Below are 25,504 nucleotides of genomic sequence, written 5' to 3'. Positions count from 1 at the left end.
ATTATGAATAATAAAACAGATGAAAATATAGTTTGGCATAAACAAACAGTAGAAAAAGAAGATAGAGTACGATTATTATCTCAAAAACCATCAATATTGTGGTTTACAGGATTAAGTGCTAGTGGGAAATCAACTATTGCAAATGCTGTTGAAGCAGAACTTTTTAGAATGCAAAGAAAAACTTATTTGTTGGATGGTGATAATGTAAGACATGGCTTAAATAAAGATCTTGGTTTTTCTGAAATGAATAGAGTTGAAAATATAAGAAGAGTAGGAGAAGTTAGTAAATTATTTGTAGATGCTGGACTTATAGTGTTAACAGCTTTTATAAGTCCTTTTAAATCAGATCGACAAATTGCAAGCTCATTAGTTAAATATGATGAATTTATTGAAATATTTATTGATACCCCTATTAGTATTTGTGAACAACGAGATCCCAAAGGTTTATATAAAAAAGCTAGAGAGGGTGGACTTAAAAATTTCACAGGAATTGATTCCCCATATGAAGAGCCAGAAAATCCTCAAATTCATATAAGAACAGACAAACATTCTATTCAAGAGTGTGTAGATATAATTATAAACTACTTAATTAAGTTTGGTTATATAGAGGGTAATCTTGAATATGCAATTTAGAGGTTTTAATGTATAGAGATACTAATTTAAGATCAGTAACTAAAGGTATTAGTTGGAGATTTGTTGCAACTACTACAACTATTATTATTGTTTATATATTTTTTGGAAGACTTGATTTAGCAATTGCAGCTGGTGTAATTGAAACTGTTTTAAAAGTAGGACTGTATTGGGCACATGAAAGAGCATGGTTTAAAATAAAATGGGGAAGAAAAAAAATAGAACCTTTTAATCTTTGGTTTACTGGATTACCACTTTCAGGTAAAACAACATTGGCAAATAGAGTTTATGAAGAGTTATCTAACTTTGAAATTCCTTTGGAGCGAATTGATTCTAAAGATATTAGAGATTTAATTCCTGGTATTGGGTATACGAGGGAAGATAGAAATAGGCACATGCATAGAATTGGACATTTGATTAAAACTTTACAAAATAACTCAGTATCAACTGTTGCTTCATTCGTAAGTCCATATACAGAGTCAAGAAAAGCTATAAGAGAAATGGTTAAGAACAATATTGTAGTATATGTTAAAGCAGAACTTGAAACTTGTAAAAAAAGAGATATTAATGGTAAATATGAAAAAGCCTTAAGGGGTGAGTATGAAAATTTTACGGGTGTTAATGATGTATATGAAGAACCACAGCATGCAGAAATTATAATAGATACAGACAAACTAAGCATAGATGAATCTGTAGAAGTCATTATCAAATATATAAAGAGTAATTATATAAAATGATGAATTTTATTCCCTATAGCAAACAAAATATTTTAGATGATGACATAGAAGCAGTAGTAAAAACTTTAAAAAGTGATTATTTAACTACTGGGCCAAAAATAAAAGAGTTTGAAGAGGCTCTTTGTAAATATACTAGAGCTGAATATTGTGTGGCTGTTTCAAATGGAACAGCTGCTTTACATTTGGCTTCTCTTGTACTTTTAAAGGAAAATGATAAAGTCCTTACAACTGTAAACTCTTTTTTAGCAACCTCAAATTCAATTCTTTACGTAAAGGCAAAACCAAATTTTGTGGATATTTGTGAAGATGGAAATATAGATTTAGATCTTTGTGAAGAAGAGTTAAAAAAAGACTCTTCGATAAAAGCAATTTATGTGGTTCATTTTTCAGGACTTAGTGTAAATCAAAAGAAATTAAAAGAGTTAAGAGATAAATATAAGGTAAAGATTCTTGAAGATTGTGCACACTCTATTGGGGCAATTAATGATGGTGTAAAAGCGGGATCTTGTTTAAATAGTGATATTTCAACTTTTTCTTTTCATCCGGTAAAAGGTTTTACTACAGGTGAGGGTGGAGCTATTACTACAAACTCAAAAGAGCTTTATGAAAAGCTTTTGCTTTTGAGAAATCATGGAATGAAAGCAAAACCTGAAATTGGACCTTGGCATTATGACATGACAGAATTGGGATTTAATTATAGGCTTACAGATATAGCTTGTGCTTTGGGAATCTCTCAACTAAATAGATTAGATGGGTTTTTAGATAAAAGACGAGTATTAGCTAAAAGGTATTGTGAGATTTTAGAAAAATATGATTTTGTAAAACCTATATATGATTTTACTAATGAATCTGCTTATCATCTTTTTGTTGTAAATATTGACTTTGATAAGTTTGGTATTGATAAAAAAGATTTTGTGACTAAAATGAGAGAAAAGAATATTGGTTTACAATTTCATTATATCCCTATTAATAAACAACCATATTATAAAGATTTAGGATATGGAACTGAAAATACCCCTATGATGGATAAGTATTATAAAGAAGCTATTTCTTTTCCTCTTTATCCAAATTTGTCTATTGAAGAACAAGATTATGTAATTGCTTCAATGTTAGAGGTGTTGGATGTCTAAGTGTATTTGTATAATACCTGCTCGAGGTGGAAGTAAAAGAATTCCAAAAAAAAACATAAAAGATTTTTTTGGAAAACCTCTTATTGCATATACAATTGAAACAGCATTAAAATCAAAATTATTTGATAAAGTAGTAGTTTCTACAGATGATGAAACTATTGCTAAGGTTGCTAAAGAGTATGGGGCTGAAGTTCCTTTTTTAAGACCAGTTGAATTAAGTGATGATTTTACAGGAACAGGTGCAGTAATTGGACATGCTCTGTCTTTTTTGCAAAAGCAAGGTGAAAAGTATGATTTTCTTTGTAGTATCTATGCAACAGCACCACTACTACAAGTGAAGTATATACAAAAGGGCTTAGAGAGACTTCAAAATAGTGATGCTGTTAACTCTTTTAGTGCAACTTCTATGCCCTTTCCTATTCAGAGAACTTTTAAAATCAACGATGACAGATGTGAGATGTTTTGGCCTGAAAACTTTTCCAAAAGAAGTCAAGACTTGGAAGAAGCCTATCAAGATGCAGGGCAGTTTTATTGGAAAAACTTATATAAACAATCTAGTGATGTGATGTTTGGTAAAGATTCAATTCCTATTGTTCTTCCTAGGTTTTTAGTTCAAGATATTGATACTTTAGAAGATTGGGAGAGAGCTGAAGTTTTATATGAAGTTTTAAAAATACAAAAGAAAATTTCATGAAAAATATTTTAATTAGAGCTGATTCTTCTTCTAAAATTGGCATTGGGCATATCATGAGGGATTTGGTTTTAGTACAGCAATATTTTAACTCAAATATAACTTTTGCTTGCCAAGACTTAGAGGGAAATATAAATAGCAAAATCTTAGAAGCAGGTTATGATTTAAAAATATTAAACTCAAATGATGTAGAAGAGTTAGATGCTTTAATCAAGAGTTTAAATATAGATTTCTTAATCATTGACCATTATGAGATAGATTATAATGTTGAGGAAGAAATTAAAAATCAAAATCCTACCTTGAGAGTTTTAGTTTTTGATGATACTTATGAAAAACATCATTGTGATATTTTGTTAAATCACAACATTTATGCCCAAGAAAAAAACTATAAAGATTTAGTGTCACCTTCTTGTGAGTTAAGATGTGGTGAAAAATATACTTTAATACGAGAAGAGTTTAAGTACTATGAGCACCTAAGAAGAAATAAATCAAAAAAGAAAAAAATATTAATAGCTTTTGGGGGAAGTGATTTTGATAATATTTCATTAAAAGTATTAAAAAGTTTAAAAAAGAAAAAAGATATAAAAATCTATCTTTTAACAACTAATGCAAATAAAAATATAAAGACTCTAAAAGAGTTTATAAAAGATTTTGAAAATATAAAATTAATAATAAATAGTAAAAATGTAGCCAAACTAATCCATAAAATAGACCTAGCAATAGTAAGTCCAAGTACAATACTACATGAAATAATATATTTAAATAAAGAGTTTATCGCCATACAAACAGCTACAAATCAAAAGTTTATGATGAAGTATCTAAAAAAGAACAGATATGCTTGTATGAAAAGGTTTTCTAAAAAAGATTTTTTGAAAAAATTTGAGGCAAAGATATGAATAAAATAGTACTAAAAGATTATCTTCTCTTATCAAATGAAGAGCATAAAGAACTTTTGGACATAAGAAATAAAGAGTACATAAGAGAAGTCTCTTTAGATACAGATGTTATCGAGTTTGTAAATCATATTAGTTTTGTAAAGGGCTTAAAAAATAGTGATAAAAAGTTTTTTGCCATAATTTTTGAAGATAAAATCATAGGTGGAGTAAATATTTTTAATATAAAAGAAGATATTAAATGGGGAGTTTTCTTTTTAGAAGAAGCAAATATTATGATTAAATCCCTAGTGCCACTCTATTTTTTAGAATATATTTTTAAAACTTATCAAAAAGAAGAGATATTTTTAGATGTTAAAAAAGAGAATATCAATACAATATCTTATGACAAAAACTTAGGCTTTAATATTTTCAAAGAAGATGATAAAATAATATCTATGAAGATGAGCAAAGATGAGTTTGAAAATGCAAAAGAGAAGGCATTTTTAAAAAGAGTGATGAAACAGTTTAAAAAGTTTGATTTTGAGATAATTTCTTATGAGGGAGTTGACGTTTGAAAATAGGAAAGTTTAATTTTACTACAGATAAAACATATATAGTAGCAGAACTTAGCGCAAATCATAATGGCTCTTTAAAAACTGCCCTTGATACAATAAAAGCGGCAAAAGAAACCGGGGCTGATGCCATCAAAATCCAAACTTATAGAGCCGATACCATAACCTTAGATTGTAAAAAAGATGATTTTATGATAGATGGTGGAACATTGTGGGATGGGAAGAGTCTTTACGAACTTTATGAAGAGGCTTATACACCTTGGGAGTGGCATGAAGAGCTTTTTTCTTATGCTAGAAGCCTTGATATGGATATTTTTTCAACTCCTTTTGATAAAAGCTCTGTTGATTTTTTAGAGCAGTTTAACCCAAGTGCTTACAAAATAGCCTCTTTTGAAATCACTGATTATGAGCTTGTAGAGTATGTAGCTTCTAAAATGAAACCCATAATCATAAGTACAGGAATAGCTACATATGAAGAGATAGAAGATGTGGTAAATATTTGTAAAAGAGTTGGAAATAAAGAGATAATACTTTTAAAATGTACAAGTGCTTATCCAGCACCAATGGAGTTGGCAAATTTGAAAATGATACCAGATATGGCTGAAACATTTGAAGTAATAAGTGGATTTTCAGATCATACTATTGGAAGTACTGCTCCCATAGCCGCTGTAACCCTTGGAGCTAGAGTTATAGAAAAACATTTTATCTTGGATAAATCTATTGGGGGGCCGGATAGTGAGTTCTCAATGGATAAAGTTGAATTTACGAAGATGGTAAAAGATATAAGAGATACAGAAAAACTTCTTGGAAGAGTTGATTATCGACTTGATGAAAAAAGAGAATCTCAAAGAAGATTTTGTAGAAGTTTATACGTATGTAAAGATATAAAAAAAGGTGAAATCTTTTCACAAGAGAATATAAAAAGTGTAAGACCAGGATATGGTAAACATCCTAAATATAAAAAAGATATAATAGGAACAAAGGCAACAAAAGATTATACTTTGGGCGATAGGGTAGAGTAGGAGAAAAGATGACAGAAAAAATAGAAAATATAATATGTGAGACTCTAGTTGAACTAAATGAAGAGTTAGGAAATGAAAACTTTGAGAATCCTACAAGTAAAACAAAACTTTATGGAACTAATGGCATGGATTCACTAGCTTTAGTATCTTTTATAACTGACTTAGAAGAGCGAATTAGTGATGAGTTTGATAAAGATATTGTTTTAGCAGATGAAAAGGCTATGAGCGCTAAAACTTCTCCATTTCGAAGTGTTGAAAGTCTAACAATTTATATTAAATCACTTTTGGAAGAGTAATGAGTCAAATTATAGTTATAACTGGAACATCAAAAGGAATAGGGCAAGCTTTAGCAAACTACTATTTAAAAAATGGTGAGATAGTAATAGGTTGCTCAAGGGGTGAGAGTTCTATAAAGCATGATAACTATAGACACTTTTCTTTAGAAGTAAATGACGAAAAAGCAGTTATAAAGATGATTAGAGAAGTAAAAAAAGAGTTTGGTAAAATCGATATCTTATTAAACAATGCTGGAATGGCATCTATGAATCATATCCTTACAACATCTGTATCAAGTGTAGAAAAAATATTTGCTACAAACTTTTTAGGTACATTTATCTTTACAAGAGAAGTATCAAAAGTGATGATGAAACAAAAGTATGGAAGAATTGTAAACTATACAACAGTTGCAAGTGCTCTTAGACTTGAAGGGGAAGCAATATACGCTGCAAGTAAAGCAGCAATAGAAAACTTTACACAAACCTCTGCAAAAGAGCTAGCACCTTTTAATATAACAGTAAATGCCATAGGCCCAACACCTGTTCAAACAGACCTAATAAAAGCAGTTCCAAAAGATAAAATAGATGAGCTTTTGGCAAAACAAGCCATAAAAAGATTTGGACAGTTTAATGATATAAAAAATGTGATTGATTTTTTTATTAGCAAAAAGAGTGATTTTATAACAGGGCAGATAATATATCTTGGTGGGGTTTCTAACTGATGAATTATTTATTTGATAAATTTTCTATATTTAAGGAGTTAGATGCCATTATAATTGAAGGTAAGAGTTACTCTTATGAGAATTTATTAGAAAAAATCCTTGAGTATAAAAAGATATTAGAAAATAAAATAGAAACATCAAGTGTAGTTGCTATTTTAGGTGATTATTCTTTTGAAAATATAGCTTTGTTTTTTGCTTTATATGATAATAAAAATATAATAGTACCCATAACTACAAGTTTAGAAAACTTGCAAAACGAATATATGCAAGAATCATTTTGTGAATATAGTATAAAAATTGATGGTGAAATAAAAATAGATAATTTACCTGTAAATAGTTCCCATGAGATGATAAAAACTCTAAAGAAGAATAATAACTCAGGGTTAGTACTTTTTTCAAGTGGAAGCACAGGTAAACCAAAAGCTATGATACACAATCTAGACAACTTAATAAGCACATATAAAGACAAAAGAGCAAAAGCTATGAATATGCTTGTATTTTTGATGTTTGACCATATAGGTGGATTAAATACACTATTTAATGCCTTTTCAATGGGAGCTTGTCTAATCATCCCCAAAAATAGAGATGCTAAAACAATTTGTGAGCTTATCCAAGATTATAAAATCATGGTATTACCCTCTAGTCCTACATTTTTGAATCTTATTTTAATCTCAGGGGAGTATTTAAACTATAACTTGCGAACTCTTCGAATGATAACTTATGGAACTGAAGCTATGCCAGAATCACTTTTGATAAAACTAAAAGAGATATTTCCAAGGGTAAAATTTCTACAAACCTTTGGTACAAGTGAGACAGGAATTAGCACTACAAGTTCTAAATCATCTGATTCTTTGTATATGAAAATAGAAGATGAAAACCAAGAGTATAAGATAGTAGAAGGGGAACTTTGGCTTAGAAGTAAAACCCAAGTTTTAGGATACTTAAATGCGAGCATGGACTCTTTTACAAGCGATGGTTGGTTTAAAACTGGCGATTTAGTTGAAGAGATAGAAGATGGTTATCTAAAAATCATAGGTCGAGGAAAAGAAGTAATCAACGTAGGTGGAGAAAAAGTCCTACCTGCTGAGGTTGAATCAGTTGTTTTATCTATGGATGAGATAGAAGATTGTATGGTTTATGGCGAGCAAAATGCAATTACAGGACAAACAGTTGTTTGTGATGTGGTTTGTTCACAAGCGCTTGATAAAAAAGAGTTAAAGAAACTTATAAGAAGTTTTTGTAAACAAAAGCTAAATAACTATAAAATACCTACAAAGATAAATTTGGTTGAGAAAACAAACTTTTCTGATAGATTTAAAAAAATAAGAAAGAAAGAGAAATAGTGAAAAAAGTAATATTATTTGGTACAGGCAATGGATCTAAAGAATATTTGTTAAAATATGGAAGTGAATTAGATGTAGTAGCAATAGTTGATAATGATAAAGAAAAAGAGGGTACTATATATCAAGACAATTTAATAATATCTTCTCCATCTTCAATAGCTAGTTTTGATTATGATGAAATAATTATTGTTTCACAATGGGCAAAAGAGATTTCTAGTCAACTTGAAAAAGAGTTAAATGTTGATATTTCAAAAATTTACATTCCTCCTAAAAAAGATATAAAAGATGTACAAAGACCATTTGAAGATCCTAATACAAGGGAATTGGCAAGAGAAATAATAAAAAAATTATCTTATTATGCTATTGAAGATAATATTCCTTTGTTAGTTGACTTTGGGACATTACTTGGAATAGTAAGAGATAATGATGTTATTTTATGGGATGATGATGTTGATTTCTCAATTGTTAATCTACCCTTAGATGTTGAATTTGAAACGTGGTTGCTAAATGCAATTGGAAAAATTAACTTACCAGTTAATCTTAATATTAAATCTAAAATAGTTGATAATAAACAAGTTAGTTTTATACTATTTTTTAAACATGAATCATACAAAACATTTAGCATTTCAATTAGTTTAAGAGAATTAAAAGATGATAGGTATATTCATCTACCTAGTGGCGGAATGTGGTATTCTCCACAAAAGTTTTTTGATAAATATGAAATAATAGAATGGGATAAACATAAAGTAATGGTTCCTTTTTGTTATAAAGAGTATTTGGAATTTTTATATGGTGATTGGAAAAAACCTAAAAAGGATATAACAATGACAGACTATGCAAATTTAGGTGAAGTCAAATATGAGGACTTTATAAAATCTGGTGATGGATATAAGGAAATAATGTGAAAAAAATCTATGTAGGAATGAGTGCAGATTTAGTACACCCTGGTCATATGAATATATTAAAAGTAGCTTCTGAATTGGGTGAAGTAACAGTAGGACTTTTAACAGATAAAGCAATAGCAAGTTATAAAAGACTTCCTTACATGACATATGAACAACGAAAAGTTGTAATAGAGAATATTAAAGGGGTAAAGGAAGTTATACCTCAAAATACACTTGATTATAGACCAAACCTTGAACTTGTAAAACCAGATATCGTTGTCCATGGAGATGACTGGAAAGAGGGGGTGCAAAGTAAAACTAGACAGCAAGTTATTGAAACGCTATCTCAATGGGGTGGAAAATTAGTTGAACCTTCTTATACTGATGGTATATCATCAACGGCTTTAAATAAGTCATTAAAAGAGTTAGGTACAACTCCAGATATTAGAAGATCTAGACTAAGAAGACTTATTGATTCAAAAGAAATAGTGCGAGTTATGGAATCACATAATGCATTAAGTGGTTTAATTACTGAAAATATAAAAGCAGAAAATGGAACAGAATACGATGGTATGTGGTCAAGTTCACTTACTGATTCAACTTCAAAAGGTAAACCTGATATTGAAGCAGTCGATGTAACTACAAGAATAAATACAATTAATGAAATATTTGAAGTAACAACAAAACCTATGATTTATGATGCAGATACAGGTGGAATAGCTGAACATTTTGCTTTTACAGTTAGAACATTAGAGAGAACAGGAATAAGTGCTGTAATAATTGAAGATAAAACAGGATTAAAGAAGAACTCTTTATTTGGTAACGATGTAGCACAAACTCAAGACACAATAGAAAATTTTTGCCAAAAAATTCAAACTGGTAAAAAAGCTCAAATTACTGATGATTTTATGATTATTGCAAGAATTGAGAGCCTTATATTGGAAAAGGGAATTGATGATGCGATAACTCGTGCAAAATCCTATATTGAAGCTGGAGCTGATGGTATAATGATTCATTCAAGACAAAAAGAGCCAGATGAAGTAATTGAGTTTTGTAGACAACTAAGAGAATATAATGAAAATATTCCAATTATTGCTGTTCCTACTTCATATAATCAAATTACAGCAAAAGATTTATCAAAAGCAGGAGTTAATGTAGTAATATACGCAAACCACATGTTAAGAGCTGCATACCCAGGTATGAAAAATGTTGCAAAATCAATTTTAGATAATGACAGAAGTTTTGAAGCAGAAAAAGAGCTCCTTTCAATTAAAGAGATTTTAGATTTGATTCCAGGAACTAAATAATGCCATTAGACACAAAGGTTTTTGTTAATCGTTTAATAAAAGAACATTATACTCATTTGTGTGTAGTACCTTGTAGTTTTGCAAAATATGTAATAAATGAAGCTATTAATAATCCAAATATAGAGTATGTACCCTGTGCAAGTGAAGCTGTAGCTTGTTCCATCGCAGCTGGACTTAAAATGTCAGATAAAAAACCTATAGTTATTGTGCAGTCTTCAGGTGTTACAAATATGGGCTCATGTATTACGAGTTTACTTAAACCTTATGGTGTGACTTTTCCTATACTAACAAGTTGGAGAACATACAAAGAAGGGGATAGTGAGATACAACATCAACATTTAGCAACACAACTGCCAAGTTTAATAGAAGCCTATGGATATGAACATACTATCTTAGATAATGAAAATCTTAATAATGCAATTTCACAAGTAAACAGTTGTGATAATACAAATACTATTTGTATACTTAAAAAAGATAGCTTCACAAAAGTTGCTTTAGATGAAAAACATATTATAGATTTATCAAAGTATATACCAAGAAGTAAATATTTAATCAATCTTAATGAAAAGTTTAAAGATACCCAAACTCTTTTTATAGGGACAACTGGAAATACTGCCCGAGAAATGTATAGTTTTATGCCAGATACGAACAACTTTTATATGGCAGGAAACATGGGGGGAGCATTAAGTCTAGGCTTAGGTTCTTCAATGGCAGGTAAAAAAGTATTTGTTTGTGGTGGTGATGCTGAATTTGTGATGCACATGGGTGGATTAACAACGGCAGGGAGATACAACCATGAAATAGATTTAACATACATATTGTTCGATAATGAGTCTAATAAATCTACAGGTGGGCAAAATACTTATCAAAAACATTTAGATTATATAAATATCGCAAAAAGCTCTGGATTAGATGTTTTTACTGAGCTTATAGTTACAGTAGAAGATTTTACTAAGATAATAGATAAGTTTGATTCTAAATCAGGTTTAAAATTTTTATGTGTAAAATGTGGAGTTGATGAAGAAACTCCACGGCCTCCATTAAAGATAGTGAAAGTGAATAAATTATAAATGAAAGAGGATTTCACTTATTATATGCCAACAAAAATTGTGTATGGGAATGAATCTTTAAAAGATTTAGATAAATATATAAATGGTAGAAAAACATTATTGGTTACTTCTGAAGGTTTTGTTAAAAGGGGTTTAGTTGATAAAGTTAAATCTATAACTTCAAATATAGTCGAAGTTATAAGTGATATAAAGTCTCATCCAGAGTTTACAGATTTAAAAAAAGTATACAATTTTATAAAGAATATTGATTATGAATTGATTTTGGCTATGGGAGGAGGAAGTGTACTAGATGCTTCTAAGTTTTTCTCAGTTCAAAACCAAGAAAAAGATTACCAATTTGTAGAAGATATAATAAAAGGGAAAAGAGAGAAAAAAGAATATATAATAACTCCTACTATATCTATACCTACAACAGCAGGTACGGGAAGTGAGATAACTCCATGGGCAACAATCTGGGATATGGAAGAGAAGAAAAAATATTCTTTATATTTATCTGAACTTTTTAGTGAAGTTGCACTTTACGATGCAACTTTAACTTTGAGTGTTCCTAAAAATATCACTATTCAAACAGGTTTAGATACTCTTTCTCATGCACTTGAATCTATTTGGAATAAAAATGCGAATCCAATAACGGTAGGATATGCTATAAAATCTGCAAAATTAATAATTGAAAATTTAGTAAAATTATCAAATGACTTAGATAATTTAGAATATAGAAATAATATTATGAAAGCTTGTATGTATGCAGGTTTAGCATTTTCTAATACTCAAACAGCAGTTGCTCATGCTATGAGTTATTATATTACAGCTAATAAAGGTATTCCTCATGGAATAGCTTGTAGTTTTACTCTTCCAATGCTTATTGATAAAGTTATTGGAAAATACGATTTTATTGATAATGCATTATTTGATATATTTGGAGAGTTAAGTTCAAATAAATTAAGAGATATATATCAAGTGTTAAATATATCAACAAAGTTTAGTGATTATAATATAGATAAAGAAGAAATTGAAAGTTTATTGTTTTCTTTACAAAATAATCAAAGAGCTGGAAATAGTTTAGTTTCTATGTAGAAAATTTTTCATATTTAAACATCTTTAGAATACTATTCTTAGAAAGATTAATAATTTCTCTTTTATCTTTTTCAAATACTTTTTTCGCTTTTTTAAAGTCTTTAACAATCAGGTTTAAACCATATTTTGTTGTATCTCTATCAATAGTTAGGTTTTCACTTGCATAATTTAAATCAATACCCAATAAATATATTTTTCTAAAACCTAAGTAGTATGCAAGTTGTAAGCATAAATGCAAAGTTGAACTTGAAATATAAAGTTTTTTACTTATATCTTTTGAGAACTTAGTTTTTCTATAATTTTTATCAAAATAGTTAAAGTATGTAAAATCTTCACTGTAAAAATAGTAAGAAGAATTTTTCTCTTTTATCCTCTTTTTATAACTTTTTGGTAGAAAAAGATATTTTGTATGGATATTTTTAATGGTTGAAATATTTTCATTTAGAAATAGTTTATCACTTTCTATAAAAAAAGTTGGCTCAAAATCATTTGAATTAATAGACTCGAAATGATTCCCAAAAATGATTGTAAACTGGTCTTTTAATAAAGATTTGTCAAATTCATGAAATGAAGAACCTTGTCCTAGTATAAAACAAGTTTTATCTTTGAATCTATCTTTTAATTCTATATTTCTTTTTATAACAGTATCTTTAAGTTTATCTTTAAGTAAGGTATCAATTAGTAGATTCTGTTTTATTCCTAAGATATCTTTTTTATACAATTTACTAGGAGATTGTTTTTGATAAGAATTAATAATAGAGATATTTTCTAAATATTTTAAATAAGAAGTAAGGTCATTATTTTTAATAAATTCTAAATTCTCTTTTTGTAAATAAGGAGAGGTTTTTATTTTATTATGAATATATTTATAGTATTTGGGTAAAGAACTTTTATTAGAAAACTCTTTTGTTCTTTTTACTAAGAGATTGATTCTTTTAAAACATCTTATAATAAACTCTTTTTTGTATTGTTTATAGCAATTGTACTCATTCAAGAAGTCAAATGTAATATCAAAAATAGAAAATATATCATCAATTTGTTTATTATCAATGCTTCTAGTAATCGAACCTTCCCTTATTCTCCAATTATATAAAACATTGTTTGAAAATGTTACAGATTCAGCAAAAAAATATAATTTAAAAATAAAAGCTATATCTTCATAATACATATCATGGAACTTTAAGTTATTCTTAGAAAACAACTCTTTTTTATATATTGAATCCCATACTACTGATGTATATTTTAAAGACAATATGCTCTTAAAATATGTTGTATCAAATGTTGAAGTTATTATTTTTGAATATTGACTTGTTTGAGTACCATCCTCTTTTATTCTCTTATATCTGCATTTGACAATGTCTGAGTTATTCTTTTCTGCAATTGAATAAAGTTCTTCGAGCATAGTATCTTCAATAAAATCATCAGAATCAATAAAGGATAAGTATTTTGATGTTGAATAATCTATCCCAATATTCCTAGCTGCACCCTGTCCTTTATTATCTTGATTTATTATGATAATTCTAGAGTCTTTTTTTTCATATTCTTTTAGTATATTAAAAGAATTATCTGTAGAACCATCATTTATCAATATTATTTCAATATCTTTAAAAGATTGAGCAATAATTGAATCTATACATTCTTTTAAATAATTTTCTACATTGTAAACTGGTACAATTACACTTATTTTTGGCATTTATATCTCAAATATTTTAATTTTTTTTAAGTCTACATTTTCTTTTTCTAAGTTTTTTAAAATCTCTTTTTCTCTACCTAATACGGATATTAAAAGAATATCAAAATTGATATTCTTTATTTTAGAGATAGATATGAATTTTTTGGTTTCTTGTGAAATATTAGTGTTTCTGTCTGTAATATAAACTATTTTTTCTTTTAGTAGCAGTTCAATGTTTTTACCTAGAGTTCCATAACCATATAAAATTATATTTTTATAGTTATTTTTAATATTTTCTAATTGATTAAAAAGTTGACTAAATTGTCTTGAAAATAAAAGTTTATTATCAATAGGTTGTTTGATGGAAAAGTTCTTGTAAAATGTACTATCATAAACTAAATCAATATTTGGTGCATAATTAGCAATAATTTTTATAGATTCTATTTGTGCTAATTTTGCTTGTTGTTTATGGAGTCCACCGGCTAGCATATTTGCTATTATCTTATTTGTAAATTGAAACTTGTTATTATTTATAAAGCATTTTAAATAAAAATCATGATCTCCTGCAATTTTATATTCTAGACTATACTTACATTTTTTCATAAGTGAAGTTTTTATAAAACTTGCTTGATGCCAACAAGGAACAGTAACCCAAACTTTTTCTAATCCATGAGGAGGTTTGTATGTAATCTTATTTTCATCTACAAAGTTTATAGCACCATTATAAAGTTCAGTATCAATATTTACATTATTTATAAAGTCAGTTATTGTTGAACTATTGAAAAATGTATCTCCTGCATTCATAAATAGTATCCACTCTCCTGTAGCTTTTTCAATACCTTTATTCATTGCATCATAAATACCAAAGTCAGGTTCACTAATCCAATAAGATATATTTTCTTTATATTCTTTTATAGTATCAACACTATTATCTGAACTTGCTCCATCAATTATTATATATTCTATATTTGGATAATCTTGTTCAATTATACTTTTTATGGTCTTATTTAAATATCTTTCAGCATTATAAGTTACTGTAACGACAGATACTTTAATATTTGTCAAAATATCAACTCAAATCTAAACAAATAATTCTATTAGGGGTGATACCAATTTCTTCTAATGATTGAATAACTTCAATAGATCGTCCAAAAACACTTAATAAAATTTTATTGTTATTTTCAAATAATTTCTTTATGGGAAAAATCTCTTTTCCAAATAATTTATTTCCATGTTTTTTATCATCAATATCAACTAGATAACTTATTATCTCTGGAATAAATCCTAATATAAGTTTTGCACCTGTTCCTGATCCATATAAAATGATAGTATCATTTTCTTTTTTTAATGAATTTAATGTTTTTTCTAATTGATTTAATTGTAAAGAAAATATCATACTTTTTGAGGATACTCCACTTATTAATTTAAGATCATCTAAAAAAAAATTTAATTCTTCATTTTTTAGATTTGTCTCTAATTTCTTTATATTAGAAAAGTCATGCTTGTGTTTGCTGGTAGATGTCTCAATAAAGTTAATTATTTTTTCTTCTTTAGTATCCCAAATATTTTTTATTTGTGAAATAGTGTTTCTAGCTCTTTCTCCTATAATTTTGTGATTAGATAAATCCAAAGGAATTAAATCCTTTGGATTGTAAAGTAATCCATTAACCCCGTGAGTAATATATTCATTCATTGTTGGTAAGTCTGGTGAAATTATACATTTTCCATAAGCCATAGCTTCTAAAAATGCTTGTCCTATCCCTTCATTATATCTAGGCTGAATAAAGATATCACAGTTTTTTATTTTATCAATTAATTCATCTTTATCATTAAACCAACTAGAAAAAGTGATATTAAATTCTGTAATATCACTTTCCTTTGGTTTTTGAAACCATAAATCATTAGTCTCTTTAGCTTCAATTCTATGAATGTGTACTGAGTTTACTTGACTTTTATTAATAAGTTTTTTTATTAATTCCCAATTTAAACTTTTACTTCTTTGCCAAAAAAAGATGTCTACTTTTGTTTTATATTCTTTTTTCTGACAATCTGTCACTATATTTGGAGCATATTGTAAATATATATTATGTCTAATTCCTAAAATCTTCAATTTGTTATACAGGGATTTTGAGAAATTAATAAATTTATATTCATAATATTTACTCCATTGAGAATATGTTTTGTTAAGTTCATTATCATACATTGGAATTAATGTAATATTTTGACATTTAAACTGTTTTAAATCATTCACATCTAAAAGAATCTGAAACATTACAATGCAATCATAGTCTTTTTGCCAAATATAACTATTTTTAATTTCCATAGATGCTACTCTAGGTAATGTCCAAAAAAAATCTACATTATAATTTTTCTCAAGAATATCAATAAAAAATTGTGTAGACTTAGTTTTTTGGTGAAAACTATGTCCTAAATATAAAATATTTTTCATTTGTATAACTCTTGTTCTTTTTTTATCATCTCAATTATTATTTCTTTAAATTCTTTTGAATGCTCAAAACCTAAAATTGCTTTAATTTTTGATGTATTACCACTAAGTGGTGTTTTTTCGCTTGCTCTAAAAAATCTATCATCCACTTTTACATAATCTTTATAATCTAACTCTAAATATGAAAAAGCTATATCTAAAAATTCTCTAACACTATGAAGTTTACCTGTTGCCATTATATAATCATCTGCACAATCATGTTGTAATATTTTCCACATCATTACGATATAGTCAGGAGCATAACCCCAGTCTCTAAGTGCATCCAAATTACCTAAATACAAATCTTTTATAAATCCTTTCTTTATCTTTACTGCAGAAGTGATAATTTTTTTCGTAACAAACTGATTTCCTCTTCGAGGACTTTCATGATTGTACATAATCCCAGTACATGCAAAAATATTTTCTTTTTCTCTATAGTTTTTAATTAAATAATGACTAGATACTTTTGAAATACCATAGATACTTTTAGGATTAAATGGTGTATTCTCATTTTGAGGTGATTCGTTTGGTTCTCCAAACATTTCACTTGTTCCTGCAAAAAAGAGTTTACACTTTGGATTAATTTCTTTTATTGTTGATAATATATAATGAGTAGAACTAAAATTATTATTTATAGTTTGAAATTCTTCATCAAAAGAGTAATCAACAAAAGTAGAACCTGCTAAATGATAACATTCATCTGGCATAACTTTTGATACTATCTTATAAATTGAGAGATGGTCGCTTAAACTTCCTACATGCAAAGTAATTTTATCTCCAATTTGAGATATATTTTTAATCTTTTCACTATTTTCAAGGCTTTCTCTTCTGATGATACCATGTACATCATAATTCTTTGATAATAATAATTCAGCTAAATATGAACCATCTTGACCAGTTATTCCTGTTATTAATGCAGTTTTCTTCATCTATATCCTAAATTATTTTTAATTCATTAGTAATTAAATCATTAATATCTATAATTTTACTACTTTGTACTTTAATCTCTTGTAAATAATCTTTTATTTCTTGTGATTTATTTAACACGGCAATAATTAGTTTATCATAATTGATGTTATTGATATTAGATGGATGAAAAATATTAGTATTATTAATTTTTGAATAATCTTTATCTATAAATATAATTTTTCTCTTTTTTAAAATATATTGAAGATATTGACCAAAATATCCATAGCCATAAATAACATAAGATTTATTAGGAGACAATAATTCATTTAGCTTATTTCCTAATAAATTTAGATTATCTACTTTAGATAAGCATTCAATTCCTTTACAAAATTCATTATTGGTAATTTTATTTAAATTCTCTAAACTTTTTTGTTTATATAAATGTATATATTCCTGTGCTATCTTTGTAGCTGAAAAATTAGATACAATTTTTTTTATGGCATTTTCAGATAAGTTTTTATATTTCTTATTATATAAAATCCATTTTATTCCATGTGCTAAATCTTGAATATCATATTTATTAGCTAAATAACCATCTTTTTTATGGCTAATTATTTCACTTGGACCTCCGGCATCTTTAAAACAAATGGCTGGTGTTCCACATAGCATTGCTTCAGCAATTGTTTTGCCAAATGGTTCAAATAAAGATGGGGCTACAAATAGTTCTGAAGCACAATAAATGTTTCTTAATGTAGTTTTACCTACATATCCAAAATATAAAAAATCATAATTTATTTTTTTTAAAAATTCATTATTAGTTTGTCCAAAAATTAAAATTAAAAATTTTTCATTAGATATTAATTCTAGTGCTTTTATAAAATAGTCTAAACCTTTATGTGGATCTTCTAAGTTATTTGATCCAATAGAAATTATTCTTTTGTTACTTTTTATAGATAAATTATTTTTCGCTTCCTGTGGAGAAATTTTATGAAAAATAGTGTCATCAACATTATTGTAAATTAATCTTATATCAAAATCTTTAAATAAAGAACTTTTCTTTGCGTCATTTACCATTTGTTGACTTATTCCAATGATAGTGATATTTTTTTGTTTAATATATATTTTTTTTCTTAATAAATTTTGATATGTAATATCTTTTTCATCAGCACTTTTAATTAAATGACAATTACCACACTCATTTTGATAATTATTACAATCAAGTGGATGATGACAACCTCCACTCATTGGCCACCAATCTCTTAGTGTCCATATGATTGGCTTGTTTATTTTAGCAATATCTTCTACTGATAATAAAGCTCTGCATATCCAATGTAAGTGAACAATATCTGGGTTTATATCTTTAATTTTATCTATTAATGTAGGTGAATCTATTAATGCATTAGACATTATTCTTAGACCACTTTTATAAAATCTTGTTGGAAATGTGTCTAAATTATTTCTAATCATTACCTCATTATCATCATAAATCTTAATAATTGTATTATCTCTTAAAACTTTATCTTGGACTAATAAAATTGAATCAATACCTAGATTTATAAGCTTTTTATGTAATATAAACATACCTTGAGCTGCACCACCACTATAATCAAATGTATTTAAATGAAGAACTTTCATTACTTATCTTTAGTACAAAAATATATTTCACCACAATCCCCAATACCCATTTTTTCTCTTTCTTGAGGAGATAGAAAATCATCCGGATATATTACATTAACTTTAAAATTAGATTCTTCTAATCGGTCTTTATAATCTATACCATAGTTTCTAACATGATCTGCTTGTCCAAAAACTTTTGTTCTCTCAATAGGATCAACAATAGAAAAATCTTCAAATGTTGGTTTGTCTATATTAACTATAGGAACATTTAAAATAGCCCAGCCATCTTTTTTTAATACTCTATTTAACTCTCTCATAGCTTTTTTATCATCAACAATATGTTCTAGAACATGACTACAATATACTGCATCAAAACTATTATCTTCAAATTTTATATTTGTTATATCCATTTTTACCATGGCATTTTCATCATGTAAGTCTGCTGAGATATAACTATCTTTTAGTAAGTTTTTAAATATTTTTTGAAATATTTGTTCTGGTGCAATATGGAGCATTTTTATATGTGTATTATTTAAAATGGCTGTCTGTTTTGTTAGATATAGCCAAACTAATCTATCTCTTTCAACTGATCTACAAGTAGGACACATAGCATCTTTTCTCATAGCTACTCCATAAGGTTTAAATTCTTCTGCGCTAGTTTCACAAATTGGGCAGTATCTTTTCATTATCTATCCTTATTTAACGCTTATTAATTAATTTTTTATTATATATATTATATTTAGTAAACACATTTTTTATTTGTAAATTATTTCCTGTTTCTTCATCAATATTTATTGTACAAAGGCCTATCTCTTGCGTACCATCAATAAAGTCAAGATTCATATATTTATTATTTTCTTGTTTAACAATTTTACATTTTACATCTTTTTTTAAACTCATAGCTTTTAACCATACGTCGTCATTATTAGGAGTTAAACTTAAAAAAAAATCTGATTTTAAAACATCTTCATAAAAACAACCAGGGAAATATAAAACACCTCCAACTCCTGTTGGAAAAATATCAAAGCCTGCTTGAAAATCGTTTGTACAATAGTCCCATTTATTATATGATTCTAATTCTCCATTTTCAGTATACTTAATTTTATGTCCCCTCATACAGTGTATAATATTTGGTTCTTTTTCATAGGCATCTAAAAGTTCTTCAATAATAGTATTTTTATAAAAAATATCGTCATCAAAAGTAATTATTAAATCATTAGGGAATTTTTTTAACGTTGGAATGAGTTTTTGAAATACTTTTATATCATCACAATATTCTATTTCTAAACCTTTTTTTTGAAGAAGTTTTAATTCATTAGGAATTTCACTTTCTAAGTATTCACCTTTAGTTAACCACAATATAACTTTATCAGCTTTAACTGTTTGGCCTAAAATTGTCTCTATAGCTAAATGGACTGTTTTTATTCTTGTGCTATGTGTTGTAAGGGTTGCAATAATTTGTATATTTTTCATTATTTAATCTTTGAAATTGATAGTTTTAATATATTTTTTTTATTCATGTGACATTTACTTATTAAGTAATTTTCTATTTCTGCTTCTTTTCCTAAAGTAGAGATAAGAACATAGCCAATTTCTATATCTTTTAGTGTATCTGGGTTAACAATATCAATATTGTGTTCTTCCTTTAAAACCTTATAATTTTTATCTACAATACAAACTATATTTTTTTTATATTTATGATAAATAATTTGACCAATATTGCCAAATCCATATAAAACAAATCGTTTGTTCTGTAAAGTATTTGATAGTTGAACATTAAGATTATTTAAGAATTTTATTAATAATTGATTATTATTTGGTGTAGAAATAAGATTTTTATAAAATTTATTTGAAAATATATCCATAGGATCCTTTAAATATTTAGCTTGTAAATGCATTGCTTCTGCCCATGCTAATACATTATTTTGTTGTGATATACCACCTTCAAGACATTTTGCAATGGGCATATTAATAAACTTGAATTTACATCCTTCAATAAAACAACGAAAGAAAAAACCATAATCGGAAGAAATTTTCATACTGCTATCAAACATAAATTTTTTCATAAGTGACATTTCTGTAAAAGAGGCTTGATGATTTACGAATACTGAATCATAGGCATAATCTAAACCTAATGTTTTTTGATATACGGAGTAGTTTTCTCCCCTTAAAATATCTCCACATATTATTTGATAGTCTTCATTAAAATTTTTCGAAACATTTGAAATCGTATTTGTTTCGGAAAACATGTCACCTGCATTCATGAAGTTAATCCATGAGCCAGTTGCAATATCTATCCCTTTATTCATAGCATCATACAAGCCATTATCTGGTTCACTAATCCAATAGCTTATATATTTTTCATATTTTTTGATTATATCGATAGTTCCATCTGTACTATTACCATCAATAATTATATATTCAATATTTTTATAATTTTGTTCAATAATATTTTTTATAGTTCTTTCAAGAAATTGTTCGGCATTGTATGTTACAGTAATTATAGATACTAGAGGCGGTTTCATACTTTAGTTCCTTTGATGTTTTAATGATATTTTGATTTTAGTAAATATTATTTAAATTGTTTTGTGTCTTTTAATGATTTAAATTTTGTTATAATTCAATTGTAATAATTTTATTTTTTGGAACAGAGAGCTCTTTTACAAGATATCTTTTAATTTCTTTTTCTCTTCCTAATACACTAATGAGGATTTTATCATATTTCATATTTCTTAAAGTTGAAGGATGGTTATTATTATCATTCATATCTATATATCCAATAATTTTTTCTGGAATTAGTTTTTGAATGGTTTTCCCAATAGTTCCATATCCATAAAGTATAATATTTTCATCTATTAAACTTATTTGTTCAAAGAATTTATTAAAGTTTTTAGAAAAGTATATTTCTTTTTCTGAATTTTCTTTTTGTACGTATTTGTTAAATGTCTCTATATAGAGATTAGATAGTTTTATGTCTGTCGATTCTTTAAAATTATTTTTAGAATATTTAAGCTCTTTTAATATTTTTTTATAAAGTTTAATATACTTAGGAATAACTATCTCTTCACTGAAATTACTTAGAACCTTTTTTCTTGCATTTTTGCAAAGTTCATCATAATTTGGGTGATGTAGTATCCATTCAATTCCATCTGCAAGGTCCTGAGTATTAAATGCTTTTGCAAGATATCCATTTATCTTATGGTCAATTATATCAGGAATACCACCTATATTAAAGGCTACTACAGGTAGAGAAGAAGAAAAGGCTTCAATAATAACATTTGGTAAGTTTTCTTGAAGACTTGGTACTATCATGACATCAGATAGATTATATAATTCAATTAAGACTTGATCATCTTCAATTTTACCAAAAGAGTTGATATGAAAATTATTAAAATTTTCAATATTGTCATCATTTCCAAAAATTAAAAGTTCAATATTTTTAGATTTTAGTTTTGATAATGAATCTAGTAATAAATGATAGCCTTTATTCAAATCAGATGTTGAAGACATTGCACCAAAAATAACAATTTTCTTATTTTTAGAAATTTTATATTTTTTTCTTAGTGAATCTTTATTTATATTTACATAATATTCTGAATTGATAGGATTTGGTAAGTTAATTATATTAAATTTATTTATTAAGGAACTTTTTTTTGCTTTATTTGTTACCCATTTACTTAAACCAATAACATATGTATTTTTATTTAGGTTATTAAATACTTTTTTCTTTCTATTCCAATTAATATTACTAATATCATTGATTTCATTACTATTTAATATGTGGCAATTACCACATTCATTTTTGTAGTTAATACATTCTCCCATAATGTGACAACCACCTGTAAAAAGCCAATTATCATGCATAGTAAAGACAATTGGTTTAGTTATTTTTCCAATATCTTCAATTGAAAGAAAAGAATTGGTTATCCAATGTAGGTGTACAATATCTGCATCACTTTCATTTATATAGTTAATTAAATTAGAATTTGAAATTATTGAATTTGAAAAGTAAGTTTTTATATTTATATAATTAGTTAAAAGTATAGTATCAAAGGTTAACATCTCTGAGTTATCAAATGTTAATACAGAATTATCATTAGAAGTACTTTTTTGTACAAGGAGTTCAGCCTCTATATTAAATTTTAATAAGCCACTGTAAAGTCTATATGCTGCTCTTGCTGCACCACCTTTAGAATCAAAAGAGTTAACTATTAGTATTTTCAATATAATTACCTTCACACAACATAAGTCGTCTTAATTCATAAATATTTTCTCCATGTCTTGCATGTCCAGATATCGTAGTTGTAGCAGTCAAAAGTTTTAATTCTTTAACAACGTCAAATTCTTTTTTTCCACATGAATTTTTATCACCAAAAGGATATGCAAAATGCTTTACATCTTTTTTAATAAAGTTAGTAATAGTCTTATTTGCTAGATTAATTTCATTTATTATTTCATCTTTATTTAATTTACTTAACACAAAATGATTTACTGTATGTCCACCTATAGTACAAAGTGAGTCATTCGATAATTCTAGTATTTCATTCCAATCCAATGTTAATAATTTTGAATATTTATACCAGTCTATAGAATATAAGTTAAAAAGATTATTTAACTCATCATATAGATTTTTTTGGTCCAAGTTCATTATTATCTCTCTTATTTTCATAAAAGTATTTATTTTTTCTTCTTCTGAAAAACACTTAAAATAAGAGGAATTATTAAGTGAAATTTCATTATTACAAATAACTAATTCCTCTAAATTATACCACCATAAAATAGCTTTTTTATCAGGAAACTTTGTTGTAATATATATTAAAAATGGTACATTATATTTTTTAAAAATAGGATATGCATGGGTATAATTATCTTTGTATCCATCATCAAGTGTCATTACTATTTTTTTTGAAACAGTAGTTTTATATTTTAAGATTTGACTTAATTCATCCATAGATATAAATTCATAACCCTTTTCTTTAGCATCAATTATGAATTTTTCTAGAAATTCAGGTGTAATTTTCATATTTTCATTTGGAAAAAGTTTATTATTTTCAAAGGGAAAGACTCTATGAAGCATATAAATTTTACAAATATTTAAATTATGCATTTTTAGTAGCTTTTATTGTAATAAGAATCTGGTAGTCTTTGTCTTTGTAGAATAATTCTTCTTTTGTTAACTCTTCTGCACTTAGACCATCTAAAAAAGATTTTGCAGCAAAAACATTTCCATAATAATTTACTTCAACATTTCCTTTTCCAAACACATTTTCAAAAGCAAGTTTTATGGATAAATCAGTAAATCTCCAATAATCACCCCATCTATCCATATCGTATCTTGATATTTGGCTTAATCCAGCAACTGTAGCTAACACAATACCTTTTGGTTTAAGTATATGGTGGATTCCTAGAATGGCTTTTTGAAAGTCATAAATAAAATTTAGTGTTTGAGTACATATAAAACAGTCAATGTCATCTTTTGGCAAAGAAGAAATATTTGTTAAGTCTCCAACAATAGTAGCATTGGGATTTTCATTATTATTATGAAGTATTTCATATCTTACAATTTCTGAACCAAATTCTTTACTATATGTATCTTCTGCAATTTCAAGTGTGACACCTTTTATTTCACTTGAGTTGTTTTTTAAAAAATCTTCTATATATACTCTGTCAATTGCAGTTCCTCTGTCTAATCCAAATACATTTGAAATAGGAATTAGCTTATTATTTTTCATTTTTGTATCCAAAAATATTTAATTGATTATCAAATCCTGCAGAAGTTAAAATATTACAAAATGGATGATCCGATTTTACTCCTACATGTTCTATATAATATCTAAACCCATTATCTTCTAATATATTAAGTATAACTGACAATGATTGTTTTTCATTTTTAAAAGAGTGATACTCTATAAATAAATTCTTTACATTTTTAAGCTCATTTTGGCATTCTAATAATACTTCTGTTTCAGCACCTTCAATGTCAATTTTTAGAAAATCAACTTTATTATTTCTTAAATAAGTACTTAATGTTACGGTTTCTATTTGTATGAGATTATCCATTTCATCCTTAATGGCAATTCTTCCACCATCGGAACCTTCAGAAAAAAACTTTAAAGTAGTTTCTTCTTTCCATAAACCTTTATTTATAAGTTCTATATTGTTAAATTCAAAAGAATTAATATTGTATTTTAAATAATTAAAAATTCTTTTGTCTGGTTCAAATGCTATAATTTTTGCATTTGGATATATTTTTTTAAAATAAATTAAGCTTAATCCAATATTTGCTCCACAGTCAATAATAAATGGAGTTTTACTTGAAGATTCAAATTTATATATTTCTTGACCAAATAATTCTCTATTTAAAAAAATCAAGGATCCAGAATCTGGTACTTTAATTTTTTTATTAAAAAAATTTAAAGAAACTTCTTTAAATCTAGCCATTTTTCTTAACTCTTTATATTCACTATCAATAAATCTTTTTTCAGTCAT

26 protein-coding genes are annotated in these 25,504 nt (G+C 26.8%); 14 read left to right on the top strand and 12 right to left on the bottom strand.

Annotated features, from left to right (window positions below; all coding sequences use genetic code 11):
* Window positions 1-3 precede the first annotated feature (3 nt).
* Genes cysC (Q0617_RS06415) through Q0617_RS06350 form a run of 14 tightly spaced genes read left to right on the top strand, consistent with a single transcriptional unit; the run spans window position 4 to window position 12,332 of the window.
* Window positions 4-633, top strand: coding sequence for an adenylyl-sulfate kinase (gene cysC, locus Q0617_RS06415; RefSeq protein ID WP_298751692.1), 630 nt, complete (start codon window positions 4-6; stop codon window positions 631-633).
* Between the two features lie 8 nt (window positions 634-641).
* Entirely contained in the window at window positions 642-1,367 is a 726-nt protein-coding gene (gene cysC / locus Q0617_RS06410) for an adenylyl-sulfate kinase (RefSeq protein ID WP_298751691.1), read from the top strand.
* Window positions 1,364-2,497, top strand: coding sequence for a UDP-4-amino-4,6-dideoxy-N-acetyl-beta-L-altrosamine transaminase (pseC, locus tag Q0617_RS06405; protein ID WP_298751690.1), 1,134 nt, complete (start codon window positions 1,364-1,366; stop codon window positions 2,495-2,497). Before cysC (Q0617_RS06410) ends, pseC begins: the two co-directional genes overlap by 4 nt.
* Window positions 2,490-3,191 carry a pseudaminic acid cytidylyltransferase gene (gene pseF, locus Q0617_RS06400; RefSeq protein ID WP_298751689.1) on the top strand — a complete coding sequence of 234 codons (702 nt, stop codon included), beginning with the start codon at window positions 2,490-2,492 and terminating at the stop codon, window positions 3,189-3,191. The genes pseC and pseF overlap by 8 nt, the downstream gene beginning before the upstream one ends.
* Window positions 3,188-4,084, top strand: coding sequence for a UDP-2,4-diacetamido-2,4,6-trideoxy-beta-L-altropyranose hydrolase (gene pseG, locus Q0617_RS06395; protein WP_298751688.1), 897 nt, complete (start codon window positions 3,188-3,190; stop codon window positions 4,082-4,084). Before pseF ends, pseG begins: the two co-directional genes overlap by 4 nt.
* Window positions 4,081-4,638, top strand: a complete 558-nt coding sequence (locus Q0617_RS06390) for a hypothetical protein (RefSeq protein ID WP_298751686.1) — start codon at window positions 4,081-4,083, stop codon at window positions 4,636-4,638. Before pseG ends, Q0617_RS06390 begins: the two co-directional genes overlap by 4 nt.
* Window positions 4,635-5,657 carry a pseudaminic acid synthase gene (gene pseI, locus Q0617_RS06385; protein ID WP_298751685.1) on the top strand — a complete coding sequence of 341 codons (1,023 nt, stop codon included), beginning with the start codon at window positions 4,635-4,637 and terminating at the stop codon, window positions 5,655-5,657. Before Q0617_RS06390 ends, pseI begins: the two co-directional genes overlap by 4 nt.
* Before the next feature lie 8 nt (window positions 5,658-5,665).
* Entirely contained in the window at window positions 5,666-5,953 is a 288-nt protein-coding gene (locus Q0617_RS06380; protein ID WP_298751683.1) for a hypothetical protein, read from the top strand.
* Window positions 5,953-6,654, top strand: a complete 702-nt coding sequence (locus Q0617_RS06375) for an SDR family oxidoreductase (protein ID WP_298751682.1) — start codon at window positions 5,953-5,955, stop codon at window positions 6,652-6,654. The genes Q0617_RS06380 and Q0617_RS06375 overlap by 1 nt, the downstream gene beginning before the upstream one ends.
* A complete protein-coding gene (locus Q0617_RS06370) occupies window positions 6,654-7,997 on the top strand; it encodes a fatty acid--CoA ligase family protein (protein ID WP_298751681.1) in 1,344 nt (447 codons plus the stop codon). Before Q0617_RS06375 ends, Q0617_RS06370 begins: the two co-directional genes overlap by 1 nt.
* Entirely contained in the window at window positions 7,997-8,902 is a 906-nt protein-coding gene (locus tag Q0617_RS06365) for a LicD family protein (RefSeq protein WP_298751679.1), read from the top strand. The genes Q0617_RS06370 and Q0617_RS06365 overlap by 1 nt, the downstream gene beginning before the upstream one ends.
* A 17-nt stretch (window positions 8,903-8,919) precedes the next feature.
* Complete coding sequence (gene aepX, locus Q0617_RS06360) at window positions 8,920-10,188, top strand: phosphoenolpyruvate mutase (RefSeq protein WP_298751778.1); 1,269 nt, start codon at window positions 8,920-8,922, stop codon at window positions 10,186-10,188.
* The gene (locus tag Q0617_RS06355) at window positions 10,188-11,258 is read left to right on the top strand and encodes a thiamine pyrophosphate-dependent enzyme (protein ID WP_298751678.1); all 1,071 of its coding nucleotides are present in this window, start codon (window positions 10,188-10,190) and stop codon (window positions 11,256-11,258) included. Before aepX ends, Q0617_RS06355 begins: the two co-directional genes overlap by 1 nt.
* 24 nt (window positions 11,259-11,282) lie before the next feature.
* A complete protein-coding gene (locus Q0617_RS06350) occupies window positions 11,283-12,332 on the top strand; it encodes a phosphonoacetaldehyde reductase (RefSeq protein ID WP_298751677.1) in 1,050 nt (349 codons plus the stop codon).
* Here Q0617_RS06350 and Q0617_RS06345 read toward each other — a convergent pair.
* From Q0617_RS06345 to Q0617_RS06290, 12 genes are all read right to left on the bottom strand, one after another.
* Entirely contained in the window at window positions 12,325-14,025 is a 1,701-nt protein-coding gene (locus Q0617_RS06345) for a glycosyltransferase (RefSeq protein ID WP_298751676.1), read from the bottom strand. The genes Q0617_RS06350 and Q0617_RS06345 overlap by 8 nt on opposite strands.
* Complete coding sequence (locus tag Q0617_RS06340) at window positions 14,026-15,069, bottom strand: glycosyltransferase family 2 protein (RefSeq protein ID WP_298751674.1); 1,044 nt, start codon at window positions 15,067-15,069, stop codon at window positions 14,026-14,028.
* Window positions 15,070-15,073: 4 nt separating this feature from the next.
* The gene (locus Q0617_RS06335; RefSeq protein WP_298751673.1) at window positions 15,074-16,453 is read right to left on the bottom strand and encodes a glycosyltransferase; all 1,380 of its coding nucleotides are present in this window, start codon (window positions 16,451-16,453) and stop codon (window positions 15,074-15,076) included.
* Window positions 16,450-17,418 carry a GDP-mannose 4,6-dehydratase gene (locus Q0617_RS06330; protein WP_298751672.1) on the bottom strand — a complete coding sequence of 323 codons (969 nt, stop codon included), beginning with the start codon at window positions 17,416-17,418 and terminating at the stop codon, window positions 16,450-16,452. Before Q0617_RS06330 ends, Q0617_RS06335 begins: the two co-directional genes overlap by 4 nt.
* 7 nt (window positions 17,419-17,425) lie before the next feature.
* Window positions 17,426-19,033 carry a glycosyltransferase gene (locus tag Q0617_RS06325; protein ID WP_298751670.1) on the bottom strand — a complete coding sequence of 536 codons (1,608 nt, stop codon included), beginning with the start codon at window positions 19,031-19,033 and terminating at the stop codon, window positions 17,426-17,428.
* Window positions 19,033-19,701 carry a class I SAM-dependent methyltransferase gene (locus tag Q0617_RS06320; RefSeq protein WP_298751668.1) on the bottom strand — a complete coding sequence of 223 codons (669 nt, stop codon included), beginning with the start codon at window positions 19,699-19,701 and terminating at the stop codon, window positions 19,033-19,035. The genes Q0617_RS06325 and Q0617_RS06320 overlap by 1 nt, the downstream gene beginning before the upstream one ends.
* 13 nt (window positions 19,702-19,714) lie before the next feature.
* On the bottom strand, window positions 19,715-20,488 hold the full coding sequence (locus Q0617_RS06315; RefSeq protein ID WP_298751667.1) for a hypothetical protein: 774 nt from the start codon (window positions 20,486-20,488) through the stop codon (window positions 19,715-19,717).
* Complete coding sequence (locus tag Q0617_RS06310; protein ID WP_298751666.1) at window positions 20,488-21,540, bottom strand: glycosyltransferase family 2 protein; 1,053 nt, start codon at window positions 21,538-21,540, stop codon at window positions 20,488-20,490. The genes Q0617_RS06315 and Q0617_RS06310 overlap by 1 nt, the downstream gene beginning before the upstream one ends.
* Before the next feature lie 88 nt (window positions 21,541-21,628).
* Window positions 21,629-23,239, bottom strand: a complete 1,611-nt coding sequence (locus Q0617_RS06305) for a glycosyltransferase (protein ID WP_298751665.1) — start codon at window positions 23,237-23,239, stop codon at window positions 21,629-21,631.
* The gene (locus Q0617_RS06300; protein WP_298751664.1) at window positions 23,220-24,122 is read right to left on the bottom strand and encodes a polysaccharide deacetylase family protein; all 903 of its coding nucleotides are present in this window, start codon (window positions 24,120-24,122) and stop codon (window positions 23,220-23,222) included. Before Q0617_RS06300 ends, Q0617_RS06305 begins: the two co-directional genes overlap by 20 nt.
* Complete coding sequence (locus Q0617_RS06295; protein WP_298751663.1) at window positions 24,115-24,747, bottom strand: methyltransferase domain-containing protein; 633 nt, start codon at window positions 24,745-24,747, stop codon at window positions 24,115-24,117. The genes Q0617_RS06300 and Q0617_RS06295 overlap by 8 nt, the downstream gene beginning before the upstream one ends.
* Window positions 24,737-25,504 carry an FkbM family methyltransferase gene (locus Q0617_RS06290; protein WP_298751662.1) on the bottom strand — a complete coding sequence of 256 codons (768 nt, stop codon included), beginning with the start codon at window positions 25,502-25,504 and terminating at the stop codon, window positions 24,737-24,739. Before Q0617_RS06290 ends, Q0617_RS06295 begins: the two co-directional genes overlap by 11 nt.

The organism is uncultured Arcobacter sp. (genome assembly GCF_937982575.1).
In the GTDB taxonomy this organism is placed as follows: Bacteria; Campylobacterota; Campylobacteria; order Campylobacterales; family Arcobacteraceae; genus Arcobacter.
Note: the sequence above shows the minus strand (reverse complement) of the source record. Positions and strands in the feature narration are given on the sequence as shown.